The organism is Flexivirga sp. G2 (genome assembly GCF_055397625.1).
In genome coordinates this window covers 3,373,772-3,399,588 of sequence record NZ_AP039675.1, presented here as the reverse complement: position 1 = coordinate 3,399,588, position 25,817 = coordinate 3,373,772, and the positions used below count along the sequence as shown (strand labels likewise).

Below are 25,817 nucleotides of genomic sequence, written 5' to 3'. Positions count from 1 at the left end.
GTAGCGTCGAGGCCCATGAAATATCGCTTCCTTGTTGCAATTTCAGCAGGTTCGGTCGCATTCGGGATGGCTGCCACGGCGCCCGCACAGGCATCCGAGGTCGGGGAGGTGTCCGGCACGGTGGCGGCGGCCCAGCTGAAGCTCGGGTTGACCGGTACGTCGGCCGATGCCAAGGCGGACCTCGCGACGTTGACGGTCAAGGCGAAGGGGTCGATGGACGGGTACAGCCGTGACCTGTTCCCGCACTGGCGCGACGCGTCGACCTGGGGCTGGCCGGAGGCGCCGAACAACTCGTGCAATGCGCGGAACGCGGCGCTCTACCGGGACGGGCAGAACGTCACAATGTCGTCGACCTGCACGGATCTGCAAGGCACGTGGGTGGATCCGTACGGCGCCAAGAAGTATGACGCCGCCTCCGACATCGACATCGATCACGTCGTGCCGTTGGGCGATGCGTATGCGACCGGTGCCGCGGCATGGGACACCACGAAACGCACGCAGTACGCGAACGACCCGTTGGTGCTGGTCTCATCGGACGACTCGCTGAACCAGTCGAAGGGCGACGACGATCCGGCGGACTGGAAGCCGCCGAACACGGCGTCGTACTGCCTGTATGCCACCCGGTGGGTGTTGATCAAGGACAAGTACGGGCTGTGGGTGACCAGTGGTGAGAAGACCGCGCTGAACAGCATGCTCGCGACCTGTTGAGTGGTGTGAGCGCCCCGTGTCGGCCTCCGGTGCCATGATCGGAGAATGTCCAGTTTCGCTGAGCCGGATCGACCGGCGCTTCTCGCGGCGCTCGAATATCAACGGGCGTCGGTACGTTCGATCGTGGACGGGCTGTCCGAGGAGGATTGGCACACATCGGTCGTTCCTTCGGGGTGGACCCCGGCGGGGATGGTGGCACATCTCGGCGGCGCCGAACGGCACTGGACGTGCGACGTCGTCCTCGATCACGACCCCGGCCACGCCTTCGACGAGGATGACGACGACGACGAGCCCTACGACCCGAACGCACCGTTCGTCATCGACTGGCCGTCGTCGAAGGTCTTGACCTACTACCGGGATCAGAATCGGCAGACCGACGAGATACTCGCCGGGACAGCGCTCGATGCTTCGCCACGCGGACGGCACGGCACGGACCCGGCGAACGAGCCGGCGACGGTGCGCGAGATCGTGCTGCATCTCATCGAGGAGACGGCCGCGCACTCCGGCCATCTCGAGATCGCGCGTGAATTGCTCGACGGCAGGACCAAGCAGGGTTTGCGGTAGGGCGTGGACCGTGGCCGGCATACGAGGACTCAGCGGATGGATCGGGACGGTCCTGAACGCACCGGACGCGCGGCACCTCGCCTACTTCTATCGCGATCTGCTGGGGTGGCCACTCGCGACCGATGAGCCGGACTGGTGCACGATGCAAGTGCCGAATGCCCCTGCGAATCTTGCCTTTCAGACCGAAGCCGGCTACGAACGGCCGGTGTGGCCGGCCGTGCACGGCGCACAGCAGATGATGATGCATCTCGACATCGGCGTGACGGATCTTGCTGCCGCGGTCACCGACGCCCTGGCGCTCGGTGCGACGCTGCACGAGCACCAACCGCAGGACGACGTGCGAGTCCTGCTCGACCCCGCCGGGCATCCGTTCTGTCTGTATGTCGATCGGGACGAGTGAAGCTGTTCCGACAAGCAGGCAGCGCGATGAGCTGGCCTCGGGTCGGATCAAGCGATCTGCTGGCTGAGTGCCAGGATTCCGCCTGCCGGGTCAGCGATCACGGCATTGCGGAAGCCAGGTGTGTTCATCGGTGGCATGAGGAGTTGACCACCGAGTTCTTCGGCGAACTCTGCCGTGCCGTTGACATCGGTGACGCGCACATTGACCGACCAGTGCGGCGGCATCGGGGCCGCCGGGGCGATCGGCGTGGCGGTCGCGATGACATCGTCGGGCAGGGTCGGATCAAGTGCGCGCCGGGAGCTGTCCGGCAGGTGCCACAGCGCGAAGTCAGCCGACGTGTCGGAGTCGGGTCGCCAGCCGAATGCGGTCGCGTAGAACTGTTCGGCGACGGTCAGGTCGAGGGTGTGCAGCGAGCTCATCTGCCATGCGCCGGGTTCGTCGACGGTCTCGGCGACGTATGGCGAGTCGGTCTGCTGGATGCCGAACGGTGCGCCGAACGGATCGGCCAGCAGCGCGGTCGGTCGGCCATCGTGGTCCTCGGTTGGTCCGAGCACCACGGAGCCGCCGGCGGAGGAGACCGTTTCGACGGTCTCGGCAAGGTCGGCCACCTGCACGTACGACACCCAGGCACCGCGGTCGAGGATCGGTGGTGCCTGACGGATCCCGGCAACACGCCGTCCGCGGAGGCGTGCGCAGCGGAGACCGTCGGGCGCAGGATCGTCGAACTGCCACCCCAACAACGGACCGTAGAACGCCATAGCGGCCTCGACGCCGGGTTGCAGCGACTCGATCCAACACGGCGCGTTGATGGGGTGGTGCAGGCCGGTGGTCATGCTGCATCGTCCATTCCGCGACCCTATCCATCAGAAGGTGCCGCGGGGCAGACCAACAGTCGCGCCGGCCGAAGAGCCGACCAAGAGGTGGCCGAGGAGTCGGGGGAGCGCAGCGGGGAGACCGTCTCGAGGTCCCGGGCGGGGTGGTCGCCTGGATGGCGTCGGCTACGCCGTCGGGCCGGTCTCACTCCACTGCACTCCGCTAACGCTCCGTTCCGTTGCATAGGCCCGGCCCGACGACGCACCCGACGCCGCATGGCTCGCCTTGTCGTCCGGTCGACTCGGTCGACTCGATCATCGTTCGGTCGCGAATGTGCCCGCCCGACGCTCGGATCTGAGATGGCCGAGCTTCGCCCTGAGGAATCCGTGGGGTATGAGCGGCCGTCTCGACGGCGAGCGAGGGGCGAGTGCCTCGATGTCCCGAACCCCGGGGTGGCCAAAGTTGTTGATCTTGGTGCTGTTTCGCCCCGGAGGGGTTGTCGGTGGTCGAGTCTAAACTCGAACACAGATAGCAACCACGAGTGGACGGGTGGAGGTGGTGGGCGTATGACGTCGGAGAACGACAGTCGGGTGGTGGATCTGTCCCGTGTGCCTGGTCCGGTGGCGGATGCGCTGATCTGTCTGGTGGGCGAGCTCGGCGGGACGCGGGGGCGGCGGTGCGGGAGGGTCGGGTGTCGCGGGAGCACTTGGGGGATGTGGTGCAGGCTGCGGAGGTGGTGAAGGGGTTCGCGGATGCTGTGTCGTTGGACGCGACGGCGGCGTTGGTGGCGGACGTGTTCGCCGATCATGGTGTGGGGGTTGATGATCCGCGGTTCCCAGCGAAGGTTGCGGCGCATCGCAAGCATGCGTGTCGGGCGGTGGTGCATGAGGTGCAACTGTTGACCGGGTGCACGTTGACGGCGGCGCGGGATCGGGTGCGGTTCGCGACCGCGATGCCGGAACGGGTCGGTGCCGCGCACGGGTTGCTGCGGGCGGGTGGGTGTTCGTGGGAGCGGGCCAGGGTCGCCTACGCGGAGACGGCTCATCTGGATCCGGTGGTGGCGGGTGCGGTGATCGACCGGTTGTTGGCGCCGCCGGACCGGACGACGGCTGCGGCCGGCGATGGCGGCGGTTGTCCGGTGCCGTTGTCGCACAGTGGGTTCCGGGCCAGGATCCGTCGGCAGTTGGCGTTGGTGGAGTCGGCGGCAGCGGACCGGGAACGCCGGCACGCGGAAGCCGTCGAACGGCGCGATGCGTGCACCTTCCCTGGCCGGGATGGAACGGCGGTGTTGCAGGTGTCCGGGGACGCGGTGCGCGTGTTTGCGGCGCAGCAGCGGATCACCAATCTGGCCAAGGCTGCTCGTGCCGGCGGTGACGGGCGCACCCTGGCGCAACTGCGTGCGGACATCGGCATCGACCTCTTGTTGCGGGGAACAGTCGCCGGGGACGACCGCCTGGGCACTGCACCCGCAGGCCGGTTGCACGTCATTGTCCCGCTGGCGGCGTTGTTACCCGAGGATCTGGTGGCCGCGCAGCGATTGACCGACGGGACCGGTGCTGCGGGCATTTCCAGCGCTGCGGGGTGCGGGCTCGGGGAGGTCCCCGGCCTCGGGTTCCTGTCTCCGGCGCAGGTGCGGGAGGTCGCAGTGCAGGCGGGGTCGACGTGGGCTCGCCTGGTGACCGACCCGGTGACGGGCGCTGTCATCGATGCCGCGCGCACGTACCGGGTCCCGGCGGGGATGAACCGGTTGGTGCAGGGTCGGGATCACACGTGCCGGGCACCGGGGGACTGCGGGGTGTCGGCGGCGGATGCGGATGTAGATCACGACACCGAATACATGCCTGGGGCAACGGAACCCGCCGAGGGTGCGACGCATCCGGACAATCTGCACGCGTTGCATCGTGGGCATCACAATGTGAAGACGGGCCGGTTCTGGTCGAGTCGGCAACACCAGGATGCGTCGATCACCTGGCAGACACTGACCAGACGGTTACGAACGATGGCGTATGACCACGACCGGCCGGGTGATCGATGTCCACCGTTCGTGAGCCGGATGGAGCAACAATTCGGGATCCGGTTGGCCCTGTGCCGCGAACACGACCTGATACCCAACGTCTTCACCGACCTGGACGACCTCCACCTACTCACCGAGAACGACACCGGGCTCGATCATGAGCACGCGGGCGAGCGCGCTCGCGCCAGCGACGACCCCGATCATGGTGCCCACAAAAGCGGGTGGCGGAGCGAAACGGGAGAACCCGCACCTCGAGGCGCCGCCGCACCCGGTCACGATCGAAGCCGTGCCGCTGAACCGCGTCGGCAGATCAGCGGACGTGTCCAGTACTTCCGACCACTGCGCAAGATCAAGGTCGAGATGCCGCACCCTCCGCCACCGTTCTGACCATTACGGTTCCACCCCTCCCCACATCGAACGGCACACGTTGAACCACCGGTCCTCTCACCTGGAGTCGTGCATGAGTGATGTCCGTCGCGATCGGCGATCCAACGTCAAGCAGCTGTATGGCGGAGTCGCCCTCAAGGGCTGGGCGATCCCGTGCTTGACGGCGTCCATCGAGAGCGCGCGAGCCGTCACCCGTGGACGGCGTTGAGGCAGCGGCGGATTCAGTCCGGGGCCAGCTTCAGCCCGCGGTGGGCTGCAGCCCGGTGGCAGCACGCCACGCGTGGTGCAAGGCGGCCAACGATGCGGGTCGCGCCGTCGGGTCCTGCCGGGTCGCGGCGCGTGCGACGTCACACGCCGGGTGGCCCGGGTTGCGCTCGAGCAGCAGGATCTCGATCATCCGACCGAGCGTGAACACCGTTGTCCTGGAGCCGATCGTCGCGCCGATGCAGAACTCCTCCGGCGCCATGAACCGGGTCGACCCCGGCAGCCGTCCGGTGTGGTTCACGTACGAACCACGGTGGTAACACTCGAAATCCATCACCCTGATCGTGTGCGCCACGAAGTCGTACATCAGGCAGCCGTCATACAGGTCGCCGGCCACCCAGCCCGCTTCGTCGAGCCGCACGTGCAGGTCGATGACCGCGTCGAGAGCTGCCACGATCTCGTCCGCCGGCAACGACTTGAACCGGCTGAAGGCATGCCGCGGGTCTTCCCGCAGTTCGGCAGGAGCCCGCACGAGTTCACCCTCGAACCACTCGGAGATCGTCACGACACCCTCGTCCGTCGTGATGATGCGCTCGACCGGGAGGAGCGCCGGATGTACCACCGCAGTGGAAACGTCGGCCGACCGCTGCAGCGCTCGCGATCGCGCAGCACGGTCGGCGCCCCCGGAGTTCGGCACGTCGTCGCCCGGGGTCTTCACGAACCACCGACGACCGGCGCCGTCGCGGACGCCATACGAGATGTGGCCCGAGTCCTGCGTCCGAGCGTCGAACACGGCGAACACCTCGCCGAGCTGCGTGACGGTGTCGCGGAGGGACAGGTCACTTGTTTCTCGCTCGACACCCATGATCACATCATCGACCATCGCTCGTGACATGCTCGCCGGATGAGCGAATTGAGCCCTGTCGACGTCGTCGCCGCGGGCGAACGGCTCCTCGCCCGACCGCTGTACCTGGTGCGTGAACTCACCGGCGGTCAGCACGCCATCACCGTCCTGGTGACCGACGACGTGAATTCGTATGTCGTGCGCGCGTTTCCACAGAAGTCGCCCGCCGTGGAGCACGAGCTCGACGTCCTGCACAGACTCGGACCGCTCGGCACGACGGCGCCCCGGCTCCTCGCACACGGCACGGAGTCAGGTCACCCGATCATCGCGACCACGGCACTCGACGGCGGACACCCGGCTCCCGAACTCGCCCCCGACACGATCGCCGGACAGATGGCGCTCGCCCTGGCGGCGATCCACCGGCTCGACGGCGAGGGGCTGCGCGCCGAGCCGCAGGAACCGCCACGCGCCACAGGGCGGTTGGCCGAGGCGGCCCGCGATGCCTGGAGCCGGCTCGACCTCAGCCACCGGGTCCTCACCCATTTCGACTTCTGGTGCGGCAACGCGCTCTGGACGGGTGACGAGCTGGTCGGAGTCGTCGACTGGAACGGCGCCCGCAGCGCACCCCGCGGCGTCGACGTCGCCTGGTGTCGACAGGACCTGGTGCTGCTCGGCTCGCCGCAGGCAGCGGACGACTTCCTGCAGCGCTACACGGAACTCTCCGGGCACACCGTTCCCGACATACCCGCATGGGACGTGCTGGCCGCCGCACAGGCCGACCCACACGTCGAGTCGTGGGACGCGAACTACCGCGGCATCGGCAGGAGCGACCTCACCGCCGACCTCCTCCGCCGACGGCTGGACGGTTGGATCGCCGACCTGCTGACCTCAACCATGCTCAACCACTGACCACGACCGCACGTCGAAGGAGACAACCATGGCCATGGCCGACACGATCATCAAGAAGGCACAGCCGCATCTGGCGCCGGGTGAAACGGTGCACGGTGCGTTCGCCGGCCAGAAGACGATTCGCAACAAGCTCGGCGATGGCGGCTATCGGGTGGTCGTCGCAACCGACAGGCGGTTCTTGGTCTTTCAGTCGGGTACGTTCTCGCAGACCACCATCAAGCGCTTGATCGAGGAGTCACGGCGAGAACAACTCCTCGGCGAGCCGACGGGTCTCTTCTACGACGTCAGCGTCGGCAGCGAAACCATGAAGGTGAACCGTCGCTACTTCGGCCAGCTGCGCGCGATCGACGCCGCGATCGGCCAACCGTAGAAGGTCCGCTCACCCGCGGATCGCCGACACCGCACTCAGCACACCGAGCACGATCATCACCACAGCCGCGACGCGGGTGATCCAGGTGATCGGCAGGAACTTCAGCAACGTCTTGCCGCCGAGTATGGCGAGCAGTGCGACCGCCCACAGGCCGAGCGTGACGCCGATGCCGACGGACAGCGGATCGCCATACTTCGCAGCGAGATTCGCCGTCAGGATCTGGGTCAGATCACCCCACTCGGCGATGAAGATCACGCCATACCCGAGCGACGCGACCTTCAGGAAACCGGCGCCGTCCGTCCCCTTACCCGCGACCTCCGCCTCGCCCTCGGCCTCGATGTCGTCCTGATGCTCGCCCTCCCGCCAGATGAGCCACGCCCCGAACAGGAACAACGCTGCGACCAATGCCTCCAACAGGCGCTCCGGCAGCAGGTGCAGCAGTTGGCCGGCGCTCACCGCGATCACCACATGGGTGAGAAAGGCGGCCGCGATGCCGGTGAAGACCCACGGCCACGGGAACCGGGTGCCGAGCACGAGGCCGGCGACGGCACTCTTGTCCGGCAGTTCGGCGACGAAGGCGAGGGCGAAGACGGTGACGATGATTCCGAGGTCGAGCACGAGGGTCCTTGGCTTCGGGCCGGAACGCCGTGCCAGGCAACAAAAAAGGACGAGCACGTCGAACCGGCAGCGGGTTGCTGTCATGGTTCGAACGTCTCGTCCGGTCACCTGCTGTGGTGACCCCGAACACCGGGCGGCGGACCGCCAGTATGTCGACATTCGGTCGAGGGACTACTCCCGTTCGGGACCCAGCGTAACGACCATCCGGCGACAACGCACATCGCGCGTCGTCGCCCGGCCCGTGAAGAGTGGACCTGGCACCGCTCGAAGGTGGACGTAGCACCACTGCGCAGGAGAGCCGTCGTCCCTAGCGTCGAGAACATGACGAGAGGAACAGCGGCTGTGCTCCGCATGGAAGCAGTGACGAAGGTCTACGGCAGGGGCGCCACGGCGGTCACCGCCCTGGACGAGGTGTCCGTGACGATCCCGCGCGGCACCTTCACCGCAGTGATGGGCCCCTCCGGGTCGGGGAAGAGCACCTTCCTGCACTGCGCGGCAGGCCTGGACCGGCCCGACTCCGGGGCGGTCCGGTTGGGGGAGGAGGGCACCGACCTGTCCACGTTGTCCGAGACCGCGCTGACCCTGGCCCGCCGGCGACGCATCGGCTTCGTCTTCCAAGCGTTCAATCTGTTGCCGTCGTTGACTGTTCGGCAGAACGTCGCCCTGCCGCTGCGACTCGCGCACCGGCGCTCCTCGAAGGCCGCGCTGGACCAGGTGCTGCGCCAGGTCGGCCTGGCGGAGAGAGCCGATCACCTGCCGTCCCAACTCTCCGGCGGGCAGCAGCAGCGGGTCGCGATAGCCCGAGCGCTGATCTCGGCACCCGACGTCGTCTTCGCCGACGAGCCGACGGGCGCGCTCGACACGGCCAGCGCTCGTGATGTCCTCGTGTTGTTGCGACGCGCGGTGGACGAGTCCGGGCACACGACGGTGATGGTGACCCACGATCCGGTGGCGGCCTCCTACGCGGACGCGGTCATCCACCTCGCCGACGGCCGGATCGCCGACATCGTGACGCGGGTCGGAGCGTCGGCCTGATGTTCACCCTCGCGCTGTCCTCGTTGCGACGACGGAAGAGCTCGGTCATCGGCGCCTTTCTCGCCCTCTTCTGTGCTGCCGCGATGGTGTGCGGTTGTGGGGCACTGCTGGAGACCGGCATCCACGGCACGGTCGCCGCGCAGCGGTATGCCGGCACCCCGACCATCGTCACCGCCGACCAGCAGATCCATTGGACGAAGATCAAGCACAAGCACGGCGGGATCAAGAAGAAGACGAAGTCCAAGCAGCTGGCCGAACGTGCATGGGCACCCGCCGAGGTCGGTGCGAAACTTGCCGCGGTCCAGGGCGCCACCGTCGTCCCGGATCGGACGTTCGCCGCCGAATTGTTCTCTCCCGGCACAGGATTCGTCCCCGGCGTGAACAACCGGACGCTCGGCCACAACTGGCGGTCCGCGACGCTCACGCCATACCGGCTGGTCGACGGGACGGCTCCGACCCGCGACAACCAGATCGTCATCGACAGTGACCTCGCCCGCCGGGCGCACCTCTCCGTCGGCTCGCGGATCGGCGTGCAGTCCACCGCCTCACCCACGACGTATGTCGTGTCCGGAGTGGCGGATCCGCGGCATCCGGTCACCGAGCAGTCGGCGATCTTCTTCTCCGAGCACGAAGCGATCCGACTCTCCGGGCACGGCTCCGCGGTCGCCGCCTACGGAGTCTTCGGCGCCGACCCGGGTGACCTGCGAAACGCCTTGCGCGGCACCGATGCTCGCGTCGCGACCGGTGAATCACGCGGCGCCGCAGAGTTCCCCGACGCTGCATCGGCGCGGGTCGCCCTGACGAGCATGGGCGGTGCGATCGGCGGAACGGCACTCATCGTCGCGGTGTTCGTCGTCGTCGGCATCTTCTCCCTGTCGGTGCAACAACGTCACCGGGAACTCGCGTTGCTGCGGGTGGTCGGTGCGACCCCGCGCCAGGTGCGCCGGCTGATCGGCCGCGAGGCTCTCGTCATCGGGCTGCTCGCCGCCGTCCCGGGTGCCGTAGCCGGCATACCCCTCGCGGAGGTGATGCTGCAGCGATTCATCGCGGCCGGGGCGATGCCCGACACGGTCCGGCTGACCCGCAGCGTGTTCCCGGTCCTGGCAGCCGGCCTGGTGACAGTGGTCGCCGCACTCGCGGCCGCCCGGATCTCGGCCCGCCGGATCGGACGGATCAGTCCCGCCGACGCACTCACCGAGTCCGCGCTGGAGCGCCGGGGCATCGGTGCCGTCCGGCTGATCGCCGGGCTGCTCGTCACCGGAGGTGCCACGGTCATCACCATCCTGTTGACCCACCTGCACACCGAGCCGGCAGCCATGCCGGTGACCTACCTGTCCGCGCTGCTGTGGCTGATCGCGGCCGCGCTGCTCGGTCCGCTGCTGGTGCGCGTCGCGACGACTGTGTTGGGCGTCCCGTGGCGTCTGTCCACCGTGAGCGGCTTTCTGGCAGTTGAGAATTCGAGGCTCCGCAGTCGCCGGGTGGCCGCGGTCGTCGCACCCCTCGCCCTGCTCATCGGTATGACGGCAACGATCGTCTTCGTCCCGGCGACCCTCGCGAGCGCAGCGCGCACCCAGGCCACCGAGGGCCTGCGAGTCGACCACGTGCTCCGGTCGACCGGGCCGGGCGTGCCTGATCGTGCGCTCGACGAGTTGCGCCATGCACGCGGGGTGACGGCGGCCGTGCCGGTCGTGCGGTCGACCCTGTGGGTCGGCAGGGACAAGCGGTCCGTGCAGGGTGTCGGGTCAACCGGGCTGACCGATGTCATCCGGCCCGGCGTCGTACGCGGGTCACTGCACTCCCTCCGGACGGGGACCATCGCGATGAGCAACCTCGCAGCCGAGGGACGACCGATCGGTTCGACCGTGCACGTGACGCTCGGCGACGGGGTCAAGACGTCATACCGGCTGGTTGCGGTGTACGACCGCCGGCTCGGGTTCGGCGACGCGCTGCTGCCGTTCGACACCCTGCGACGGCACGTCGACGTCCCGCTCGCCGGCGCGGTCCTGATCCGGGGTTCGGTCGCAGCCGACACGCTCGACGCGTTCCCCGGACTGCAGCTGACCGGCGGACGGAGCTACGCGCAGGGGACCGACCCGGAGAGCGGCGGCACCGCCGGCGCGAACTCCGTGTTCCTGGCACTGATCATCGTGTTCAGCGCCATCGCCGCCTTCAACACGCTCGCGATGGCGACGATGGACCGCTCCCGCGAGTTCTCACTCGTTCGGCTGGTGGGCGCGACGGTCCGGCAGGTGCGCGGCTACCTGCGCTGGGAGGTGGCGCTCCTCCTCGTGCTCGCGGCAGCAGTCGGGTCGGCGGCCGCGTGGGCGACCCTCACCGGGTTCAGCATCGGAATGGTCGGCGGATCGGCGCCCGCCGTCGCGCCGCTGACGGTCCTGTCGATCCTCGGCGCGGCGACCGCCATCGCCGCGGTGGCGACACTCGTTCCGGCCGGCGTGCTGTTGCGCCGCCAGGCCATCGACGAGGTCTCCGAACGGTGACGGGCGGCACCTTGCCTCGCAACATCGGCGACTAGCCTGGGTGACGTGAGCCACTTCCTGGACCGGTCCGAGATCAACGATCGGCTCCACGACCTGCCGGACAACCCGTGGCACGACGTCGACGTGAGTCCGCAGGTCGCCTCGACCAACGACGAGTTGATGCGCGATCCGCAGCCGTGGCGCGCGTTGGTCACGGACAACCAGGTCGCGGGCCGCGGCCGGCTGGACCGGACGTGGGTGGCGCCCGCCGGGACCTCGATCGCGCTGTCGGCGACCATGCCGCTGCCACGCGATGCGACGCGGTGGGGCTGGGTGCCGCTGCTCGTCGGGCTCGCCGTGCGCCGCGCGGTGCGCGACCTGACCGGCGCATCGGTAGGGCTCAAATGGCCCAACGACGTCCTGCTCCGGCCCAACGCCCAGGAGCCGTGGGCCAAACTCGCGGGCATCCTGTGCCAGGCCAGCGGCGGCACCGACCCGAGCGTCGTCGTCGGGATCGGGATCAATGTCCACCAGCGCGCCGACGAACTGCCGGTCGACACCGCGACCTCCCTGCACCTCGCCGGGTATGACGTCCGCTGCGAGGACCTCATCGTGGCGGTGCTGCGCGCCCTCGCGCTGGTCCAGCGCGAGTGGGACGGCGTCGACGAGGACGACGCCTACCGGGCGGCCTGCGTCACCATCGGTCAGCTGGTCCGGGTCGAGTTGTCCGGCGACGAATCCGTCACCGGAACGGCACTGGACATCGACGACATGGGGCGGTTGCTCGTCGACACTCCGCAGGGCCCGGTGCCGCACGCGGTGGGTGACGTCATACACATTCGGCCGGGGGAGGACCGGCTGGTCCCGGAACCCGACCCGCATGACCGCGCAGCCTTCGTCGACGCGCTCGAGGAGCGGCTGCTGGGAGCGCCGCGCGAGTTGCGGCGGGCCGACATCGCCCGCGCCGCTGGTGTCACCGAGGACGAGACCAGCCGGCTCTGGCGGGCGCTCGGGTTCGCCAGTGCGCGCGACGACGACGTGGTCTTCACCGAGACCGACCTGGAGGCCGTGCGCGCCGTCGCCCGCACCGTCCAGAACGGTGAGCTGGACGAACGCACCGTGCTCGGTCTCGCCCGTGCCGTCGGCCGCTCGACCGACCGGCTGGCGATGTGGTCGCTGCAGGTCATCACCGACATGGTCACCGGCGACGACGGAATCGGCGTGGACAGCCGGGTCGCCCGCCTGGCCGCGGAGCGCGCCGTCGACGTCGCGGAGGACCTCACCCCCCTCATCACCTATGTATGGCGCCGCAACCTCGCCGTCGCGATCTCGCGGATGATCGCCGACTCCGAGCCGGAGTCGCACATCGGCGTACGCCGGACCATCGGCTTCGCCGACCTCGTCAACTTCACCCAGCTGACCCGACAACTGGGCGAACGCGAACTCGCAGCACTGGTGCAGCGTTTCGAGTCCCTGGCGTCGGACGTGGTGGCCGCCCACGGCGGTGCGGTCGTCAAGACCGTCGGCGACGAGGTGCTCTTCTCGCACACCACCGTAGAGGGCGGCGTCGCGATCGCGTTCGACCTGATCGACCAGGCAGCCGCCGACGATCTCATTCCGCGGATGCGCGTCGGCGTCGCGACCGGCCGGGTGCTGGCGCGACTCGGCGATGTCTACGGCAACACGGTCAACCGCGCGAGCCGGCTGTCGAGCGCGGCAGAGCCGGGCACGGTGCTCGCCGACACCGACGTCGCGACGGCGCTCGCCGGGCACCCGGACGTACGAGCCGTCGCCCGAGAGGCGATTCACCTGCCCGGAATCGGACAAATCACCTCATGGGTCCTATCCAGGCGTCATGGAGAACTACTATCGCCACCATGACCCGTGTCTTGTTGGCCGAGGACGACCCTGCAATCTCCGAACCGCTCGCGCGTGCGCTGCGGCGGGAGGGCTACGCCGTCGACGTCCGGGAAGACGGGCTGGCCGCGCTCGACGGTGCCCAGAGCGGCCCTGACCTGGTCATTCTCGACCTCGGCCTGCCGTCCATCGACGGACTCGAGGTGTGCCGTCGGCTGCGCAACTCCGGCAGCTCGGTCCCCGTTCTCATCCTCACCGCACGCGCCGACGAGGTCGACACCGTCGTGGGTCTCGATGCCGGCGCCGACGACTACGTCACCAAGCCGTTCCGCCTCGCCGAGCTGCTGGCTAGGGCCCGGGCACTGCTGCGCCGTACCCCGCCGGACGAGGCCGAGGTCGCACCCCTGGTGCGACTGGACGCCGAGGCTCGTCGTGCGTTCGTCGGAGACAACGAATTGCAGTTGACGGCAAAGGAGTTCGAGCTCCTGCGGGTGCTCGTGCGGGAGCAGGGCAAGGTCGTCTCCCGGGAGCAGCTGATGCATGAGATCTGGGAGACCGCCTGGCTCGGTTCGACCAAGACCCTCGACATGCACGTCTCGGTGTTGCGCCGCAAGCTCGGCGACGACGCCACCCGGCCGCGGTTCATCACCACGGTCCGCGGCGTGGGCTTCCGCTTCGAGCCCGCCGGCGGAAGCTGACCCACCTTGCGCGCCAGACTCCTGCGGGCCGGTCCCCGGATCGCCGCGCCCGCGGTGTTGGTCGTGCTGATCCCGGCCCTGGTGCTGGTGTCCGGCTGGTGGCAGCGCGCAGTGCTGCTGCTGGCGACCGCTCTCGGCGTGGGGCTGTCCTGGTGGTTGACGACCCGTGAGGCCGAGGAGACCGCAGGGCCGGTCGAGGAGCTGACGCGGCGCGCGGAGCGGGCCGAGGACGGTCCGGTGATCTTCGAGCCGCTCCGCAGCGGGATCGACGAGATCGACCGGATCTCACAGGTTTTCGAGGGACGTGCGGCCGAGCTCACGGCGACCCTGGCCGCTGAGCGGGAGTTCGCATCGGACGCCAGTCACCAGCTGCGCACCCCTCTGACCGCGCTGCTCATGCGGCTCGACGAGATCTCCATCAGCGACGACATCAAGCAGATCCACGAGGAAGCCACGGTCGGCATCGCCCAGGTCGAGCGGCTCACGACGGTGGTCGACAAGCTGTTGCAGCGCGCTCGCGAATCGCCCTCCGGTCCGTTGCCGACCATTTCGCTCGACTCGGTCATCGCGGAGTTGCAGCGCGAATGGCAGCCGGCCTTCGCCGACGCGCGTCGCAGCGTCAAGGTCAGCGGGGAGCGCGGGCTGCAGGTCGTGGCGAGCCGCAGCGGACTGTCGCAGATCCTGGCCACGCTGCTGGAGAACACCCTGCAGCACGGCACCGGCACCGTCGAGGTGATGGCCCGGCGCAACGGCCCGTCGGTCGTCGTCGAGGTCAGCGATCAGGGCACCGGTGTCGATCCGGCGATCGCGCCGCACATTTTCAAGCGACGGGTGAGCACCGGCGGCACCGGTCTGGGCCTGGCGTTGGCGCGTGACCTGGCCGGCGCCAACGGCGGGCGGCTCGAGCTGCGCAGCGCGCAGCCCGCGGTGTTCGCGTTGTTCCTGTCCGAGGGCGAGGCTGCGCCGTCAGCGCTGCAACGGCACAACGACTGAAGGCCGGTCGGCTCAGGCCTGCTGGTCGGTGCGCTGTGTCTCGACCTGCAACGGATCGGTCAACGCCTGGCCGGCGGACTCCTCGGCGATCGGTTCGTTGCGGAAGACGAACTGCTTGTAGGCCCAGAACCGGATGATCGTGCCGAGTCCGATGCCGAACATCGCGTTGAAGTTCAGCCAGAACTTGCCTTCCATACCCAGGACGTAGTGCGCGAAGGCCACCCACAGCACGGACACGGCGAGCGCGACCCCGTTGACGCCGAAGAAGAGGACGACCTCGTGGTGCACCGGCCGGTTACGCCGGTGCCGGAAGGTCCAGTAGCGGTTGCCGACCCACGCGAAGAGGGTGGCGACGGTGCCGCTGACGATCTTGGCCGCGGTCACCTTCGTGGGCATCGGGCCGTCGATCAGCACGTTGTAGAGACCGAGGTCGATGATGATGTTGATGACCCCGATCACGCCGAACTTGGCGAGCTCTCGCCACAGCGAACGCACGAAGTCGACAATCTTGTCCCCGATCACGCTTTTCAGCGTACGGGTCGCGCGCTGAGGACCGGCTGAGAGGGCGCCACTAGGGTGTGCGGGTGACTTCCCCTCAGCGTGCCCCGGGCGGCTTCCCCGTGGTCGGCATCATCGGCGGCGGTCAGCTCGCCCGCATGTGCCAACCGCCCGCGGTCAACCTCTCGCTCACCCTCAGTGTCCTGTCCGAAGCACCGGATGCGGCCGCCGCCCTGGTGGTGCCGTCGGCGCCGGTCGGCTCATACCTGGACGTGGACGAGGTGCTCGCCTTCGCCCGGGACTGCGACGTGGTCACCTTCGATCACGAGCACGTTCCTGCCGAGGTCCTGCAGGCGCTGGTCGACGCGGGCGTGCCGGTCCACCCGAAGCCGGAGGCGCTGCGGTTCGCGCAGGACAAGCTGGCGATGCGGGAGCGGCTGACCGCGCTGGGTGTGCCCTGCCCGGCGTGGGCGGAGGTGCAGGACGAGGCGGAGCTCGCGGCCTTCGGCGATCTGCACGGGTGGCCGGTGGTCCTCAAGACACCCCGCGGCGGGTATGACGGCAAGGGCGTGCGGGTGATCGGCGCCGCAGCAGAGGCAGCCGACTGGTTCGCACACGGTGCCGCGCTGCTGGCCGAGGAGTGCGTGCCGTTCAGCCGTGAGCTCGCGGTCCTGGTGGCGCGCAGCCCCTCCGGTCAGGCCGCGGTGTGGCCCATCGTCCAGACCGTCCAGACCGACGGCATCTGCACCGAGGTGCTCGCGCCGGCGCCCGACCTCGACCCGTCACTTGCCGCGGATGCCTCACAGGCCGCACTGCAGCTCGCGGGTGAACTCGACATCACCGGGGTGTTCGCCGTGGAGGTCTTCGAGATCCCGGGTGGCGAGAGCGCCCCGTCATACGTCGTCAACGAGCTGGCGATGCGCCCGCACAACAGCGGCCACTGGACCATGGACGGTGCGGTGACCTCGCAGTTCGAACAGCACCTGCGCGCGGTGCTCGACCTACCACTCGGTGACGTCTCGGCACGTGCTCCGTGGACCGTGATGGGCAACGTGCTCGGCGGCGACTACGACGAGCTCTACCCGACGTACAAGCACCTGCTCGCGCGCGACCCCGGACTCAAGATCCATCTCTACGGCAAGGGTGTCCGTCCGGGCCGCAAGATCGGGCACGTCAATGTCTATGGCGACGACCTCGATGCGTTGCGTGGACGCGCCCGGCATGCCGCCGACTACTTGGAAGGGACCGTCACCGAATGAACTCTGAATCCGCTTCTGCCGCACCAGTTGTCGGCATTGTGATGGGCAGCAACTCCGACTGGCCGGTGATGCGCGCGGCCGCGGAGGCGTTGGACGAGTTCGGCGTCGCCTACGAGGCCGACGTCGTCTCCGCGCACCGGATGCCTGCCGAGATGATCGCGTATGGCGAACAGGCGGCAGGGCGCGGAATCCGCGTGATCATCGCCGGTGCCGGGGGAGCAGCGCATCTGCCGGGCATGCTCGCGTCGGTGACGACGCTGCCGGTCATCGGGGTGCCGGTGCCACTGAAATATCTGGACGGCATGGACTCGCTCATGTCGATCGTGCAGATGCCGGCCGGCGTTCCGGTCGCCACGGTGTCGATCGGCGGGGCCCGTAACGCCGGACTGCTCGCCGCGCGCATCCTCGCCTCCGCACCGGACGCCGAGGGCGAGCGGCTGCGCGCCGCGATGGCCGATTTCCAGGTCGAGCTGCGCGATCAGGCGCACGCCAAGGGTGCGGCCCTGCGCGCGGAGGTCGCGGGCTCTCAGCAGGCCGAATAGGCGTATCCCGCAATGCCTTTCGGCACCACGTCACGGTCGCGCAGGATGATCGAGTGCTCGCCGCTGTGCGCGCGACAGGCGCGTGCGTAGGCTGCGCGGCCGTTGTCGGTGTATTCGATCTCGATCACCGACCTGCCGTATGCCGCCGTGTATCGACCGCATTCGCCATACACCTCACACTCCTCGGCGACGGCGAAGTCGAACCCGATCGACGAGCGGCCGGTGCCCTTCAGCTGTGGCGTGTTCTTCTGTGCGATCGCCAGGCCGCTCGAGTGCGCGCGGTGCACCAGCAGGCGCGCGAAGCTGACGTTGCCCGCCCGGGTGAGCGCACCGGACGCGCCCCGCCGGGTCCACGAGTCGAGGTTGTCCGGCTCCACCGCATCGAAGCCCTTGCGCGCGCAGCCGTCCAACCACGGGCCGACGATCTTCAGCAGGGCGGCTCGCGTCGCCGCGGTCGAGGTGTCCAGCAGGTACTCACCCGGCCAGTCCGGGTCCTGCACGGCGCGACCGGCCTTGCGTACCAACAGGTTCGGATGTTTCCGGCGCCACCAGTCCGCCTGCTCCGGCTGGGTCTGGAACGCGTTGACGTAGCAGATGTTGTACTTGCCGGGAACCGGCTCGGAGGTCCGGTCACGCTCGACAATCCGCACCGCGTCAGTCGGCCGATAGGGCCCGCCGAGTTGATAGTCGAAGGCAGCGGCGGCCGGTGGGCGCCGTACGTCGCGGGCGCCGGCCGATGACTGTGCCGAGCACCCGGTGATCGCCACCGCCGCTGCCGCCAGCAGACAGGCCGCCTGCCGGGGGCCCGTCACGTCAGCTGTCGGAGCCGAAAAGGTCTCGGGTGTAGACCTTTTCGGCCACGTCGGCCAGCTCGTCCGTGCGCCGGTTGGCGACGATCAGGTCCGCGTCGCGCTTGAGCTCGTCGAGACTGTGGGTGACGCGGGAACCGAAGAACTCCTCGGCATCCAGCTCGGGTTCATAGACGAGCACCTCGACGCCCTTGGCCTTGATGCGCTTCATGATGCCCTGCACGCTGCTGGCGCGGAAGTTGTCCGAACCCGACTTCATGATCAGCCGGTGGATGCCCACGACCTTCGGGTTCCGATCCAGGATGTCGAAGGCGACGAAGTCCTTGCGGGTGGTGTTGGCCGACACGATCGCGCTGATCAGCGTCTGCGGCACGTCCTGGTAGTTGGCCAGTAACTGCTTGGTGTCCTTCGGCAGGCAGTAGCCGCCATACCCGAATGACGGGTTGTTGTAATGCTTTCCGATCCGCGGGTCGAGGCTGACGCCCTCGATGATCTGCTTGGTGTTGAGGCCGTGGCGCGAGGCGAACGTGTCGAGCTCGTTGAAGTAGGCCACGCGCATCGCGAGGTAGGTGTTGGCGAAGAGCTTGATCGCCTCGGCCTCGGTCGACTCGGTCAGCAGCACCGGTATGTCGGTGTCCTCCGCAGCAGCGACGAGCAGGTCCGCGAAGCGCTGGGCGCGGTCGCTGACCTCGCCCACCACGATGCGGGACGGGTGCAGGTTGTCGTAGAGCGCCTTGCCCTCACGCAGGAACTCCGGTGAGAACACGACGTTCTCGGTGCCGAGACGCTTGCGTACATCGGCGGTGAAGCCGACCGGAATGGTGGACTTCACGACCATCGTCGCGGCGGGGTTGAGCGCAGCGACATCGGCGATGACGCCTTCGACCGTGGAGGTGTTGAAGTAGTTCGTCTCCGGGTCGTAGTCGGTCGGCGTCGCGATGATGACGAAGTCCGCCTCGTCATACGCCTGCTGCTTGTCGAGGGTGAACGTCAGGGACAGGTCGGCGTTCGTGAGGTGATCCTCGATCTCGGCGTCGCTGATCGGGCTGCGTCGGTCCTGCAGCATCGCGATGCGGTCGGCGTCGATGTCGAAGGCGACGACGTCGGCGACGCTGGCGAGCAGAACCGCCATCGAGAGCCCCACATAACCGGTGCCGACTACGGTGATCCTGGTGCGCGTTGACATGGCGCTCACGGTACCGGGCGTCCGGTTCATCCCCAATCGGAGAAGGCGAACGACAGATGAAATTCGGAATGTTCATCCCGCAGGGGTGGCGCTACGACCTCGTCGGCATCGATCCTGCGCAGCACTGGCAGGTGATGAGCGATCTGGTGCGGCATGCGGACGCGAGGCCGGCCTGGGAGTCGGTCTGGGTCTACGACCATTTCCACACCACTCCGGAGCCGTCGCACGAGGCGACGCACGAAGCGTGGTCGCTGATGGCGGGCTTCGCGGGGATCACCTCACGAGTGCGGCTCGGTCAGATGTGCACCTGCATGAGCTACCGGGAACCGACCTACCTGGCCAAGGTCGCGGCGACGATCGACCACATCAGCGGCGGTCGGATCGAAATGGGCATCGGCGGCGGCTGGTACGAACACGAGTGGCGCGCCTACGGTTTCGGCTTCCCGCGGGCCGGTGACCGGCTCGGCCGGTTGCGCGAGGGCGTCGACATCTTCCGGCAGATGTGGACAACCGGCTCGGCCACGCTGGACGGGAAGTACTACCAGGTGGACGGCGCGCTCTGCTTCCCGCAGCCGTTGCAGACCACCAGTCCCGCGAACCGGATCCCGATCTGGGTCGCCGGCGGCGGTGAGAAGGTCACCCTCAAGATCGCCGCGAAGTATGCCGACTACACGAACTACTTCGGCGATGCCGAGCAGTTCGCCGCGAAGACCGAGATCCTCAAGGGGCACTGCGCCGACGTCGGCCGCGACTTCGACGAGATCACCCTGACCGGCAACGCCAACATCGTGATCGCCGACAACCAGGCCGAGCTGGACGACAAGCTCGGTGCGGTCGCCGCCCGGCTGGTCCAGGGCGGTATGTCGCAGGAGAACGCCACGGCGCACGTCGACCGGTCGCTGCGCGACCAGGCCACGGTCGGCACCCTGGAGCAGGTCACGGAGGCGCTGCACAGCATGCGCGATGCCGGCCTCGGTTATGCGATCACGTACTTCCCGGACGCGGCATACGATCTCGCGACGATCGAGCGGTTCGAGCGTGAGATCATCCCCGGGCTGTCCGACTGAAGCATGTTACTGACGAGTAGGATCACCACGTGAGCTCTGACAACGACTTCGACCTCTTCAAGATCTCCGAGGACCACGACGCGCTGCGCGAGGCCGTGCGCGCCGTCGCCGAGGACAAGATCGCCCCGCACGCCGCGGAGGTGGACGCCAAGAGCGAGTTCCCGCGCGCCGCCCTCGAGGCGTTGGTCGCGTCCGACTTCCACGCACCGCACATCGCGGAGGAGTACGACGGCGTCGGCGCGGACGCACTCGCGACCTGCATCGTGATCGAGGAGGTCGCCCGGGTGTGCGCCTCCTCCTCGCTGATCCCGGCGGTCAACAAGCTCGGCTCGATGCCGGTCATCCTCGGCGCCAACGACGAGATCAAGAGCAAGTACCTCCCGCCGGTCGCCCGCGGCGAGGCGATGTTCTCCTACGGGCTGTCCGAGCGCGAGGCCGGCTCCGACACGGCGTCGATGCGGTGCAAGGCGACCCCTGACGGCGACGACTACCTGCTGAGCGGCCAGAAGTCCTGGATCACCAACGCCGGTGAATCGGAGTTCTACACCGTGCTCGCGGTCACCGACCCCGAGGGGGAACGCGGCCGCAACATCAGCGCCTTCGTGGTCGAGAAGTCCGACGAGGGCTTCGGGTTCGGTGAGAAGGAGCGCAAGCTCGGCATCAAGGGTTCACCCACCCGCGAGCTGCACTTCGACAACTGCCGCATCCCGGGCGACCGGATGATCGGACAGCCCGGCGAGGGCCTGAAGATCGCGCTGCGCACGCTCGACCACACCCGCGTCACCATCGGCGCGCAGGCGGTCGGCATCGCGCAGGGCGCCCTGGACTCCGCGCTCGGCTACGTCAAGGAGCGCAAGCAGTTCGGCAAGGCCATCGCGGAGTTCCAGGGCCTGCAGTTCATGCTCGCCGACATGGCGATCAAGCTCGAGGCCGCTCGTCAGATGGTCTACGTCGCGGCGGCCAAGTCCGAGCGCGGTGACGACGATCTGACGTTCTTCGGCGCCGCGGCGAAGTGCTTCGCCTCGGATGTCGCCATGGAGGTCACCACGGATGCGGTGCAACTGCTGGGCGGTGCCGGCTACGTCGTCGACCACCCGGTGGAGCGGATGATGCGCGACGCCAAGATCACCCAGATCTACGAGGGCACCAACCAGATCCAGCGGATGGTCGCCGCGCGCCAGCTGCTCAAGAAGTGATGCGACCCGGTCGGGTCACCCGCCCGTTTGGGGCGCGGTGACCGGCCGGTCGTTGTTCAGGTCGTCGAACAGCTTGATCGCCCGTGCCTTGTCCCACAGCACCGTCGACTGGCCGGCGACGAAGTAGTTGGGGTTGGCCACCGGCACCTGCACGGAGATGCCGCCGTTGCTGATGCCCTTCAGGGCCCACATGATCTTCAGCGCCTGGATGGGCGACATGCCCTTGTTGACGGCGACGCCCTTGGCGCCCGCGGAGCCGATGCTCTTCAGCTTCCACGGCAGCAGCAGGTTGGTCGGGCTGGCGATCTTCTTCATCAGGGCGGCCAGGAACTCGCGCTGGTGCTCGGCGCGGGCCAGGTCGCCGGTGGCGAACGCGTGCCGGGATCGCACATAACCCAGGGCATTCTTGCCGTCCAGGTTCTGGCAGCCCTTCTTGAGGTTGATGTGGGCGTCCTTGTCGTCGACGTCCTGTTTCAGGCACATCCGGACGCCGCCGACCGAGTCGACGACGCCGGCGAAACCGCCGAAACCGATCTCCATGTAGCGGTCGATCCGCAGCCCCGACGCCTGCTCGATGGTCTGCACCATCAGCTTCGGGCCGCCGATCGTGAATGCCGAGTTGATCTTGCCCTGGCCGTGGCCGGGAATGCTGACCCAGGAGTCACGCTGGAAGCTGACCAGCGTCGGCTTCCCCGAGTCGGGCATGTGCAACACCATGATCGAGTCGGTGCGTGCGGTCCCGCCACCGACGCTGCTGCCGCCGGTGCCGAGCGCCTTGCCCTGTGCGGCCGTCATACCGGCACGCGAGTCGGACCCGACGAGCAGCACGTTGGTGCCCTTGCCGCCGGCCGGGCGGTTGCCGCTCGGGAACGCGTCGACCTTGGTGACCTTGCCCCAGGCGGACAGACCGGCCCAGACGAGCAGGCCCGCCCAGAGGGCGACGATCAGCACCAGCACCAGCAGCACGCGTGGCCACTTGCGCTTGCGGCGGCGCGGTGGCGCAGCCGCCGGCGGGGTCGGGCGCGGCCCCCGCGGTCCGGCCGGCCCCGGCGGGCGGATTCCGCCGCCCTGCCCCTGCGGGTAGTTGTCCTGCGGGTAGTTGCGCTGCCCGGTGGGCATCATCCGGGTCGAGTCACCGCCGTATGGCGCGGACGGTGCCGCACTGTGCGGGGCGGTGCTGCGGTTGCCGGCCTGCTGCGCGGGTCGTCCACGATCCGGCCGGACCGGGATCTCCTGTGGCTCCTGCGCGGGGCGGCGACGAGGCGCACCGGCGCCCTTGCGGGTGTCGATGATGATCGGATCTTCGTCGTCTGGCACCGAACGAGGTTAACGCGGCCGCATGAGGGGGCCGTGTAATCTGCGACGCGTGCCACATCCCGAATCGCAATTGACCGACGGCGTTTCGGTGATCATGCCGATCCTCAACGAGGAGCGGCACCTGGCCGAGTCCGTGACCGCCATTCTGCGGCAGGAGCACGCCGGACCGGTCGAGGTCATCCTCGCTCTCGGCCCCTCCACGGACGGCACCGACGAGGTCGCCGAGCGCCTGCACGCCACGGATGACCGGGTGAAACTTGTCACAAATCCCACCGGGCGCACCCCGGATGCGCTGAATGCCGCCATCGCTGCGGCGTCATACGACGTGATCGCGCGGGTGGACGGTCACGGCATCCTCTCCGACGGCTACCTCGCGACGGCGGTGCGCGTGCTCGAGGAGACCGGTGCGGCGAACGTCGGCGGGATCATGGACGCCGAGGGCACGACGGACTTCGAGCGTGCCGTCGCGGTCGCGATGAAGTCCAAACTCGGCGTCGGCGGGGTGAAGTTCAAGCTGGGCGGCAAGCCGGGTCCAGCCGAGACCGTCTACCTCGGTGTCTTCCGGCGGTCCTGGCTGCAGCGCGTCGGAGGGTATGACGCCCGGTTCACCCGCGCACAGGACTGGGAGATGAACTTCCGGCTGCGCGCCGCGGGCGGCGTCGTGTGGTTCACGCCGGAGCTGAACGTCACCTACCGGCCGCGCGGATCCTTCCGCACCTTGGCGCGGCAGTACAAGCAGTACGGCCAGTGGCGCCGGGTCGTCGCCCGACGGCACAAGGGCTCGATCAACGCCCGCTACCTCGCTCCGCCGACCGCGCTCGCGGCGATCGCCGCCGGAGCCGTCGGCGGCTTCCTCTGGCGGCCGCTGTGGTTGATCCCCGCGGGGTACGTGGGGGCAGTGACGGTCGGCGGCCTGGCCATCTCCGCGGGCTCGCCGCAGCAGGTCCGGGCGCTGGTGCCGCCGGTGCTCGCCACCATGCACCTGGCCTGGGGCTACGGGTTCCTGACCAGCACGATCCGGCTCAGCGACGACTGACCGGCGACCTTCCGCTCAGGCCAGCGGTGCGCCCGTCGCCGCGCGGACCTCGTCCTCGGTGACGTCCGGTGCGGTCTCGACCAGTTTCAGCCCGTCGTCGGTGATGTCGATGACCGCCAGGTCGGTGATGATCCGCTGGACCACCCGCTGACCGGTCAGCGGCAGCGTGCATTCGGTGACGATCTTGGGCGAGCCGTCCTTGGCGACGTGCTCCATCAGCACGATGACCTTGCGGGCGCCGTGGACCAGGTCCATCGCGCCGCCCATGCCCTTGATCATCTTGCCGGGGATCGTCCAGTTCGCGATGTCACCGGCGACCGAGACCTGCATGGCGCCGAGGATCGCCGCGTCGACCTTGCCGCCGCGGATCATCCCGAAGCTGGTGGCCGAGTCGAAGATCGAGGCGCCCTTGCGCAGCGTGACGGTCTCCTTGCCGGCGTTGATCAGGTCGGGGTCGACCTTGTCGGCCTCCGGGTAGGCACCGACGCCGAGCAGGCCGTTCTCGGACTGCAGCACCAGCTCCACATCGTCCGGCACGTAATTGGGCACCAGGGTGGGCAGGCCGATGCCGAGGTTGACGTAGTCGCCGTCGGACAACTCGCGGGCCGCGCGGGCGGCCATCTCAGTGCGGGACAGTCCCATCACTGACCGCCTTTCGTGGTCGTCTTCTCGATGCGCTTGTCGGTCGCCTGGTCCTCGGTGAGTTCGACGACGCGGTGCACGTAGATGCCGGGCAGGTGTACGTCGTCGGGGTCGATCTCGCCGGGCTCGACGAGTTCCTCGACCTCGGCGATGGTGATCCTGCCGGACATCGCGCAGAGCGGGTTGAAGTTGCGGGCGGACTGGTTGAAGACCAGGTTGCCGTGCCGGTCGCCCCTGGCGGCCCGGACCAGACCGAAGTCGGCAACGATCGCCTCCTCCAGCACGTAGGGCTTGGTCGTCCCGCCGAAGTCGAACTCGCGGGTCTCCTTGGTGGGGGAGGCCAGCGCGACCGAACCGTCCTCGGCATACCGCCACGGCATACCGCCGTCGGCGATCTGGGTGCCGACGCCGGTCGCGGTGTAGAAGGCGGCGATCCCCGCACCGCCGGCACGCAGCTTCTCCGCCAGGGTGCCCTGCGGGGTGAGCTCGACCTCGAGCTCGCCCTCGAGGTACTGCCGGGCGAACTCCTTGTTCTCGCCGACGTATGACGCGATGATCCGCCGGATCCGCTTGTCCCGCAGCAGGATTCCGAGGCCCCAGTCGTCGACGCCGCAGTTGTTGGAGATGACCTCCAGGTCCGTGGCATCGGTCTGATGGAGCGCTTGGATCAACACACTGGGTATGCCGCAGAGCCCGAAACCGCCGACCGCGAGCGATGCCCCGGACGGAATATCGGCCACGGCTGCTGCCGCCGAAGAGACCACTTTGTCCATGTGACGGACATTACAAGACGACGGTCACGGCTTCCGACGCGCTCCGTGCGGACCGGGCCTGCTCATCGCCGCCGCGCACCACCAGGACGGAACAACCGCGGACGATCAACGCGGCGGTCAGGGCAGGCGCCGCGTCGTTGTCGGTGATGAACACGCGGCTGCCGGGCGCGACGTCCTCGACGACTGGCACGTCGCAAGGTATGGCGCCGACCGGTCCCGGCATGGCGTCCGACATGGCTTGCAGGGGACTGGCCGCCAGCGCCGCGGCGGGTTCGATCAGGTCTGCGGCATCGGGGCTGAAGCTGACCGAGGCGTCGGCGTCGGCGTCCGCGGTGACGCTCACTCCGCGGGTCCACGCTGCGAGTGACCAGTAGATCGTCCGCCAATGATCGGCCGGCATGTCCAGCCGCACGACGTCACCGGGCTCGAGGCTCATCTCGGTCTCGAGCCAATTCGCAGCCTTGGCAACCCAATTCACCAGCGTCTTGCCCGAGAGGTCGATGCGTTCGCCATTGCCCTCGTCATACCAGGTGAGCCGCGGGCGGGAGAGGTCACCGGCGAGGAGCGCGGCGCGAAGTTCATCGGAATTCACCTGATGAGC

Annotated in this window: 27 protein-coding genes; 17 read left to right on the top strand and 10 right to left on the bottom strand. The window is 68.5% G+C overall.

The genetic code is table 11. The features are described 5' to 3' along the window. The first annotated feature begins 15 nt into the window (after positions 1–15). From ACZ50J_RS16485 to ACZ50J_RS16475, 3 genes are read left to right on the top strand one after another with little or no spacing between them, the layout of a single operon-like run. On the top strand, positions 16–708 hold the full coding sequence (locus ACZ50J_RS16485) for an HNH endonuclease family protein (RefSeq protein ID WP_464298239.1): 693 nt from the start codon (positions 16–18) through the stop codon (positions 706–708). A gap of 45 nt (positions 709–753) precedes the next feature. After that, positions 754–1,272: a DinB family protein gene (locus ACZ50J_RS16480; protein WP_464298238.1), complete on the top strand. Its 519-nt coding sequence runs from the start codon at positions 754–756 to the stop codon at positions 1,270–1,272. A gap of 10 nt (positions 1,273–1,282) precedes the next feature. Continuing rightward, a complete protein-coding gene (locus tag ACZ50J_RS16475; RefSeq protein WP_464298237.1) occupies positions 1,283–1,672 on the top strand; it encodes a VOC family protein in 390 nt (129 codons plus the stop codon). Between the two features lie 47 nt (positions 1,673–1,719). On the opposite strand, the gene ACZ50J_RS16470 is transcribed toward ACZ50J_RS16475, so the two are convergent. Then, positions 1,720–2,505 carry a VOC family protein gene (locus tag ACZ50J_RS16470; RefSeq protein WP_464298236.1) on the bottom strand — a complete coding sequence of 262 codons (786 nt, stop codon included), beginning with the start codon at positions 2,503–2,505 and terminating at the stop codon, positions 1,720–1,722. Between the two features lie 671 nt (positions 2,506–3,176). On the opposite strand from ACZ50J_RS16470, the gene ACZ50J_RS16465 reads away from it, so the two are divergent. Together ACZ50J_RS16465 and ACZ50J_RS16460 are read left to right on the top strand one after the other, a co-directional pair. Beyond that, entirely contained in the window at positions 3,177–4,886 is a 1,710-nt protein-coding gene (locus ACZ50J_RS16465) for an HNH endonuclease signature motif containing protein (protein WP_464298235.1), read from the top strand. Between the two features lie 73 nt (positions 4,887–4,959). Then, entirely contained in the window at positions 4,960–5,094 is a 135-nt protein-coding gene (locus ACZ50J_RS16460; RefSeq protein WP_464298234.1) for a hypothetical protein, read from the top strand. 30 nt (positions 5,095–5,124) lie between these two features. Here the strand turns inward: ACZ50J_RS16460 and ACZ50J_RS16455 are convergent, their stop codons facing one another. Next, on the bottom strand, positions 5,125–5,955 hold the full coding sequence (locus ACZ50J_RS16455; protein ID WP_464298233.1) for a serine/threonine-protein kinase: 831 nt from the start codon (positions 5,953–5,955) through the stop codon (positions 5,125–5,127). Between the two features lie 39 nt (positions 5,956–5,994). Here ACZ50J_RS16455 and ACZ50J_RS16450 point away from each other — a divergent pair, with 39 nt between their 5' ends. Together ACZ50J_RS16450 and ACZ50J_RS16445 are read left to right on the top strand one after the other, a co-directional pair. Continuing rightward, positions 5,995–6,843, top strand: coding sequence for an aminoglycoside phosphotransferase family protein (locus tag ACZ50J_RS16450; RefSeq protein WP_464298232.1), 849 nt, complete (start codon positions 5,995–5,997; stop codon positions 6,841–6,843). Between the two features lie 28 nt (positions 6,844–6,871). Continuing rightward, positions 6,872–7,213, top strand: coding sequence for a hypothetical protein (locus tag ACZ50J_RS16445; RefSeq protein ID WP_464298231.1), 342 nt, complete (start codon positions 6,872–6,874; stop codon positions 7,211–7,213). A 9-nt stretch (positions 7,214–7,222) separates the two neighbouring features. Here the strand turns inward: ACZ50J_RS16445 and ACZ50J_RS16440 are convergent, their stop codons facing one another. After that, positions 7,223–7,915 (bottom strand): TMEM165/GDT1 family protein, encoded by a 693-nt coding sequence (locus ACZ50J_RS16440; RefSeq protein WP_464298230.1) that lies wholly within the window; start codon positions 7,913–7,915, stop codon positions 7,223–7,225. Positions 7,916–8,152: 237 nt separating this feature from the next. On the opposite strand from ACZ50J_RS16440, the gene ACZ50J_RS16435 reads away from it, so the two are divergent. The 5 genes from ACZ50J_RS16435 to ACZ50J_RS16415 are packed head-to-tail and all read left to right on the top strand — an operon-like array spanning position 8,153 to position 14,891. After that, positions 8,153–8,866, top strand: a complete 714-nt coding sequence (locus ACZ50J_RS16435) for an ABC transporter ATP-binding protein (protein ID WP_464298229.1) — start codon at positions 8,153–8,155, stop codon at positions 8,864–8,866. Next, positions 8,866–11,364: an FtsX-like permease family protein gene (locus tag ACZ50J_RS16430; protein WP_464298228.1), complete on the top strand. Its 2,499-nt coding sequence runs from the start codon at positions 8,866–8,868 to the stop codon at positions 11,362–11,364. Before ACZ50J_RS16435 ends, ACZ50J_RS16430 begins: the two co-directional genes overlap by 1 nt. Positions 11,365–11,409: 45 nt before the next feature. Continuing rightward, complete coding sequence (locus ACZ50J_RS16425) at positions 11,410–13,224, top strand: biotin--[acetyl-CoA-carboxylase] ligase (RefSeq protein ID WP_464298227.1); 1,815 nt, start codon at positions 11,410–11,412, stop codon at positions 13,222–13,224. Further along, positions 13,221–13,898 (top strand): response regulator transcription factor, encoded by a 678-nt coding sequence (locus ACZ50J_RS16420; RefSeq protein ID WP_464298226.1) that lies wholly within the window; start codon positions 13,221–13,223, stop codon positions 13,896–13,898. Before ACZ50J_RS16425 ends, ACZ50J_RS16420 begins: the two co-directional genes overlap by 4 nt. A 6-nt stretch (positions 13,899–13,904) precedes the next feature. Beyond that, complete coding sequence (locus tag ACZ50J_RS16415) at positions 13,905–14,891, top strand: sensor histidine kinase (protein WP_464298225.1); 987 nt, start codon at positions 13,905–13,907, stop codon at positions 14,889–14,891. Between the two features lie 12 nt (positions 14,892–14,903). On the opposite strand, the gene ACZ50J_RS16410 is transcribed toward ACZ50J_RS16415, so the two are convergent. Then, the gene (locus ACZ50J_RS16410; RefSeq protein ID WP_464298224.1) at positions 14,904–15,413 is read right to left on the bottom strand and encodes a GtrA family protein; all 510 of its coding nucleotides are present in this window, start codon (positions 15,411–15,413) and stop codon (positions 14,904–14,906) included. Positions 15,414–15,475: 62 nt separating this feature from the next. On the opposite strand from ACZ50J_RS16410, the gene ACZ50J_RS16405 reads away from it, so the two are divergent. Further along, complete coding sequence (locus tag ACZ50J_RS16405; protein ID WP_464298223.1) at positions 15,476–16,648, top strand: 5-(carboxyamino)imidazole ribonucleotide synthase; 1,173 nt, start codon at positions 15,476–15,478, stop codon at positions 16,646–16,648. Then, positions 16,645–17,190, top strand: a complete 546-nt coding sequence (gene purE, locus ACZ50J_RS16400; protein WP_464298222.1) for a 5-(carboxyamino)imidazole ribonucleotide mutase — start codon at positions 16,645–16,647, stop codon at positions 17,188–17,190. The genes ACZ50J_RS16405 and purE overlap by 4 nt, the downstream gene beginning before the upstream one ends. Here the strand turns inward: purE and ACZ50J_RS16395 are convergent. Then, the gene (locus ACZ50J_RS16395) at positions 17,175–18,002 is read right to left on the bottom strand and encodes an endo alpha-1,4 polygalactosaminidase (protein ID WP_464298221.1); all 828 of its coding nucleotides are present in this window, start codon (positions 18,000–18,002) and stop codon (positions 17,175–17,177) included. The genes purE and ACZ50J_RS16395 overlap by 16 nt on opposite strands. A gap of 1 nt (position 18,003) precedes the next feature. Then, entirely contained in the window at positions 18,004–19,185 is a 1,182-nt protein-coding gene (locus tag ACZ50J_RS16390) for a nucleotide sugar dehydrogenase (RefSeq protein WP_464298220.1), read from the bottom strand. A gap of 56 nt (positions 19,186–19,241) precedes the next feature. Here ACZ50J_RS16390 and ACZ50J_RS16385 point away from each other — a divergent pair, with 56 nt between their 5' ends. Continuing rightward, complete coding sequence (locus ACZ50J_RS16385; RefSeq protein WP_464298219.1) at positions 19,242–20,252, top strand: LLM class F420-dependent oxidoreductase; 1,011 nt, start codon at positions 19,242–19,244, stop codon at positions 20,250–20,252. A gap of 29 nt (positions 20,253–20,281) precedes the next feature. Next, a complete protein-coding gene (locus tag ACZ50J_RS16380; protein ID WP_464298218.1) occupies positions 20,282–21,448 on the top strand; it encodes an acyl-CoA dehydrogenase family protein in 1,167 nt (388 codons plus the stop codon). A gap of 15 nt (positions 21,449–21,463) precedes the next feature. Here ACZ50J_RS16380 and ACZ50J_RS16375 read toward each other — a convergent pair whose 3' ends face one another. Further along, complete coding sequence (locus ACZ50J_RS16375; RefSeq protein ID WP_464298217.1) at positions 21,464–22,765, bottom strand: LCP family protein; 1,302 nt, start codon at positions 22,763–22,765, stop codon at positions 21,464–21,466. A 49-nt stretch (positions 22,766–22,814) separates the two neighbouring features. Here ACZ50J_RS16375 and ACZ50J_RS16370 point away from each other — a divergent pair, with 49 nt between their 5' ends. After that, on the top strand, positions 22,815–23,801 hold the full coding sequence (locus tag ACZ50J_RS16370) for a glycosyltransferase family 2 protein (protein WP_464298216.1): 987 nt from the start codon (positions 22,815–22,817) through the stop codon (positions 23,799–23,801). Between the two features lie 15 nt (positions 23,802–23,816). Here the strand turns inward: ACZ50J_RS16370 and ACZ50J_RS16365 are convergent, their stop codons facing one another. From ACZ50J_RS16365 to ACZ50J_RS16355, 3 genes are read right to left on the bottom strand one after another with little or no spacing between them, the layout of a single operon-like run. Next, positions 23,817–24,443 (bottom strand): 3-oxoacid CoA-transferase subunit B, encoded by a 627-nt coding sequence (locus ACZ50J_RS16365; protein ID WP_464298215.1) that lies wholly within the window; start codon positions 24,441–24,443, stop codon positions 23,817–23,819. Beyond that, positions 24,443–25,216: a CoA transferase subunit A gene (locus ACZ50J_RS16360; RefSeq protein WP_464298214.1), complete on the bottom strand. Its 774-nt coding sequence runs from the start codon at positions 25,214–25,216 to the stop codon at positions 24,443–24,445. Before ACZ50J_RS16360 ends, ACZ50J_RS16365 begins: the two co-directional genes overlap by 1 nt. 10 nt (positions 25,217–25,226) lie before the next feature. Then, positions 25,227–25,808: a TIGR03089 family protein gene (locus tag ACZ50J_RS16355; protein WP_464298213.1), complete on the bottom strand. Its 582-nt coding sequence runs from the start codon at positions 25,806–25,808 to the stop codon at positions 25,227–25,229. Between the last annotated feature and the right edge of the window lie 9 nt (positions 25,809–25,817).

Bases quoted from the DNA above. Each gene is read 5' to 3' on its own strand.
- ACZ50J_RS16470 (WP_464298236.1), bottom strand. From the start codon at position 2,505: ATGACCACCGGCCTGCACCACCCCATCAACGCGCCGTGTTGGATCGAG.
- ACZ50J_RS16440 (WP_464298230.1), bottom strand. From the start codon at position 7,915: ATGACAGCAACCCGCTGCCGGTTCGACGTGCTCGTCCTTTTTTGTTGC.
- ACZ50J_RS16445 (WP_464298231.1), top strand. From the start codon at position 6,872: ATGGCCATGGCCGACACGATCATCAAGAAGGCACAGCCGCATCTGGCG.
- ACZ50J_RS16365 (WP_464298215.1), bottom strand. From the start codon at position 24,443: ATGGGACTGTCCCGCACTGAGATGGCCGCCCGCGCGGCCCGCGAGTTG.
- ACZ50J_RS16385 (WP_464298219.1), top strand. From the start codon at position 19,242: ATGAAATTCGGAATGTTCATCCCGCAGGGGTGGCGCTACGACCTCGTC.
- purE (WP_464298222.1), top strand. From the start codon at position 16,645: ATGAACTCTGAATCCGCTTCTGCCGCACCAGTTGTCGGCATTGTGATG.
- ACZ50J_RS16435 (WP_464298229.1), top strand. From the start codon at position 8,153: ATGACGAGAGGAACAGCGGCTGTGCTCCGCATGGAAGCAGTGACGAAG.
- ACZ50J_RS16480 (WP_464298238.1), top strand. From the start codon at position 754: ATGTCCAGTTTCGCTGAGCCGGATCGACCGGCGCTTCTCGCGGCGCTC.
- ACZ50J_RS16485 (WP_464298239.1), top strand. From the start codon at position 16: ATGAAATATCGCTTCCTTGTTGCAATTTCAGCAGGTTCGGTCGCATTC.
- ACZ50J_RS16390 (WP_464298220.1), bottom strand. From the start codon at position 19,185: ATGTCAACGCGCACCAGGATCACCGTAGTCGGCACCGGTTATGTGGGG.
- ACZ50J_RS16455 (WP_464298233.1), bottom strand. From the start codon at position 5,955: ATGGGTGTCGAGCGAGAAACAAGTGACCTGTCCCTCCGCGACACCGTC.
- ACZ50J_RS16460 (WP_464298234.1), top strand. From the start codon at position 4,960: ATGAGTGATGTCCGTCGCGATCGGCGATCCAACGTCAAGCAGCTGTAT.
- ACZ50J_RS16450 (WP_464298232.1), top strand. From the start codon at position 5,995: ATGAGCGAATTGAGCCCTGTCGACGTCGTCGCCGCGGGCGAACGGCTC.
- ACZ50J_RS16430 (WP_464298228.1), top strand. From the start codon at position 8,866: ATGTTCACCCTCGCGCTGTCCTCGTTGCGACGACGGAAGAGCTCGGTC.
- ACZ50J_RS16360 (WP_464298214.1), bottom strand. From the start codon at position 25,216: ATGGACAAAGTGGTCTCTTCGGCGGCAGCAGCCGTGGCCGATATTCCG.
- ACZ50J_RS16420 (WP_464298226.1), top strand. From the start codon at position 13,221: ATGACCCGTGTCTTGTTGGCCGAGGACGACCCTGCAATCTCCGAACCG.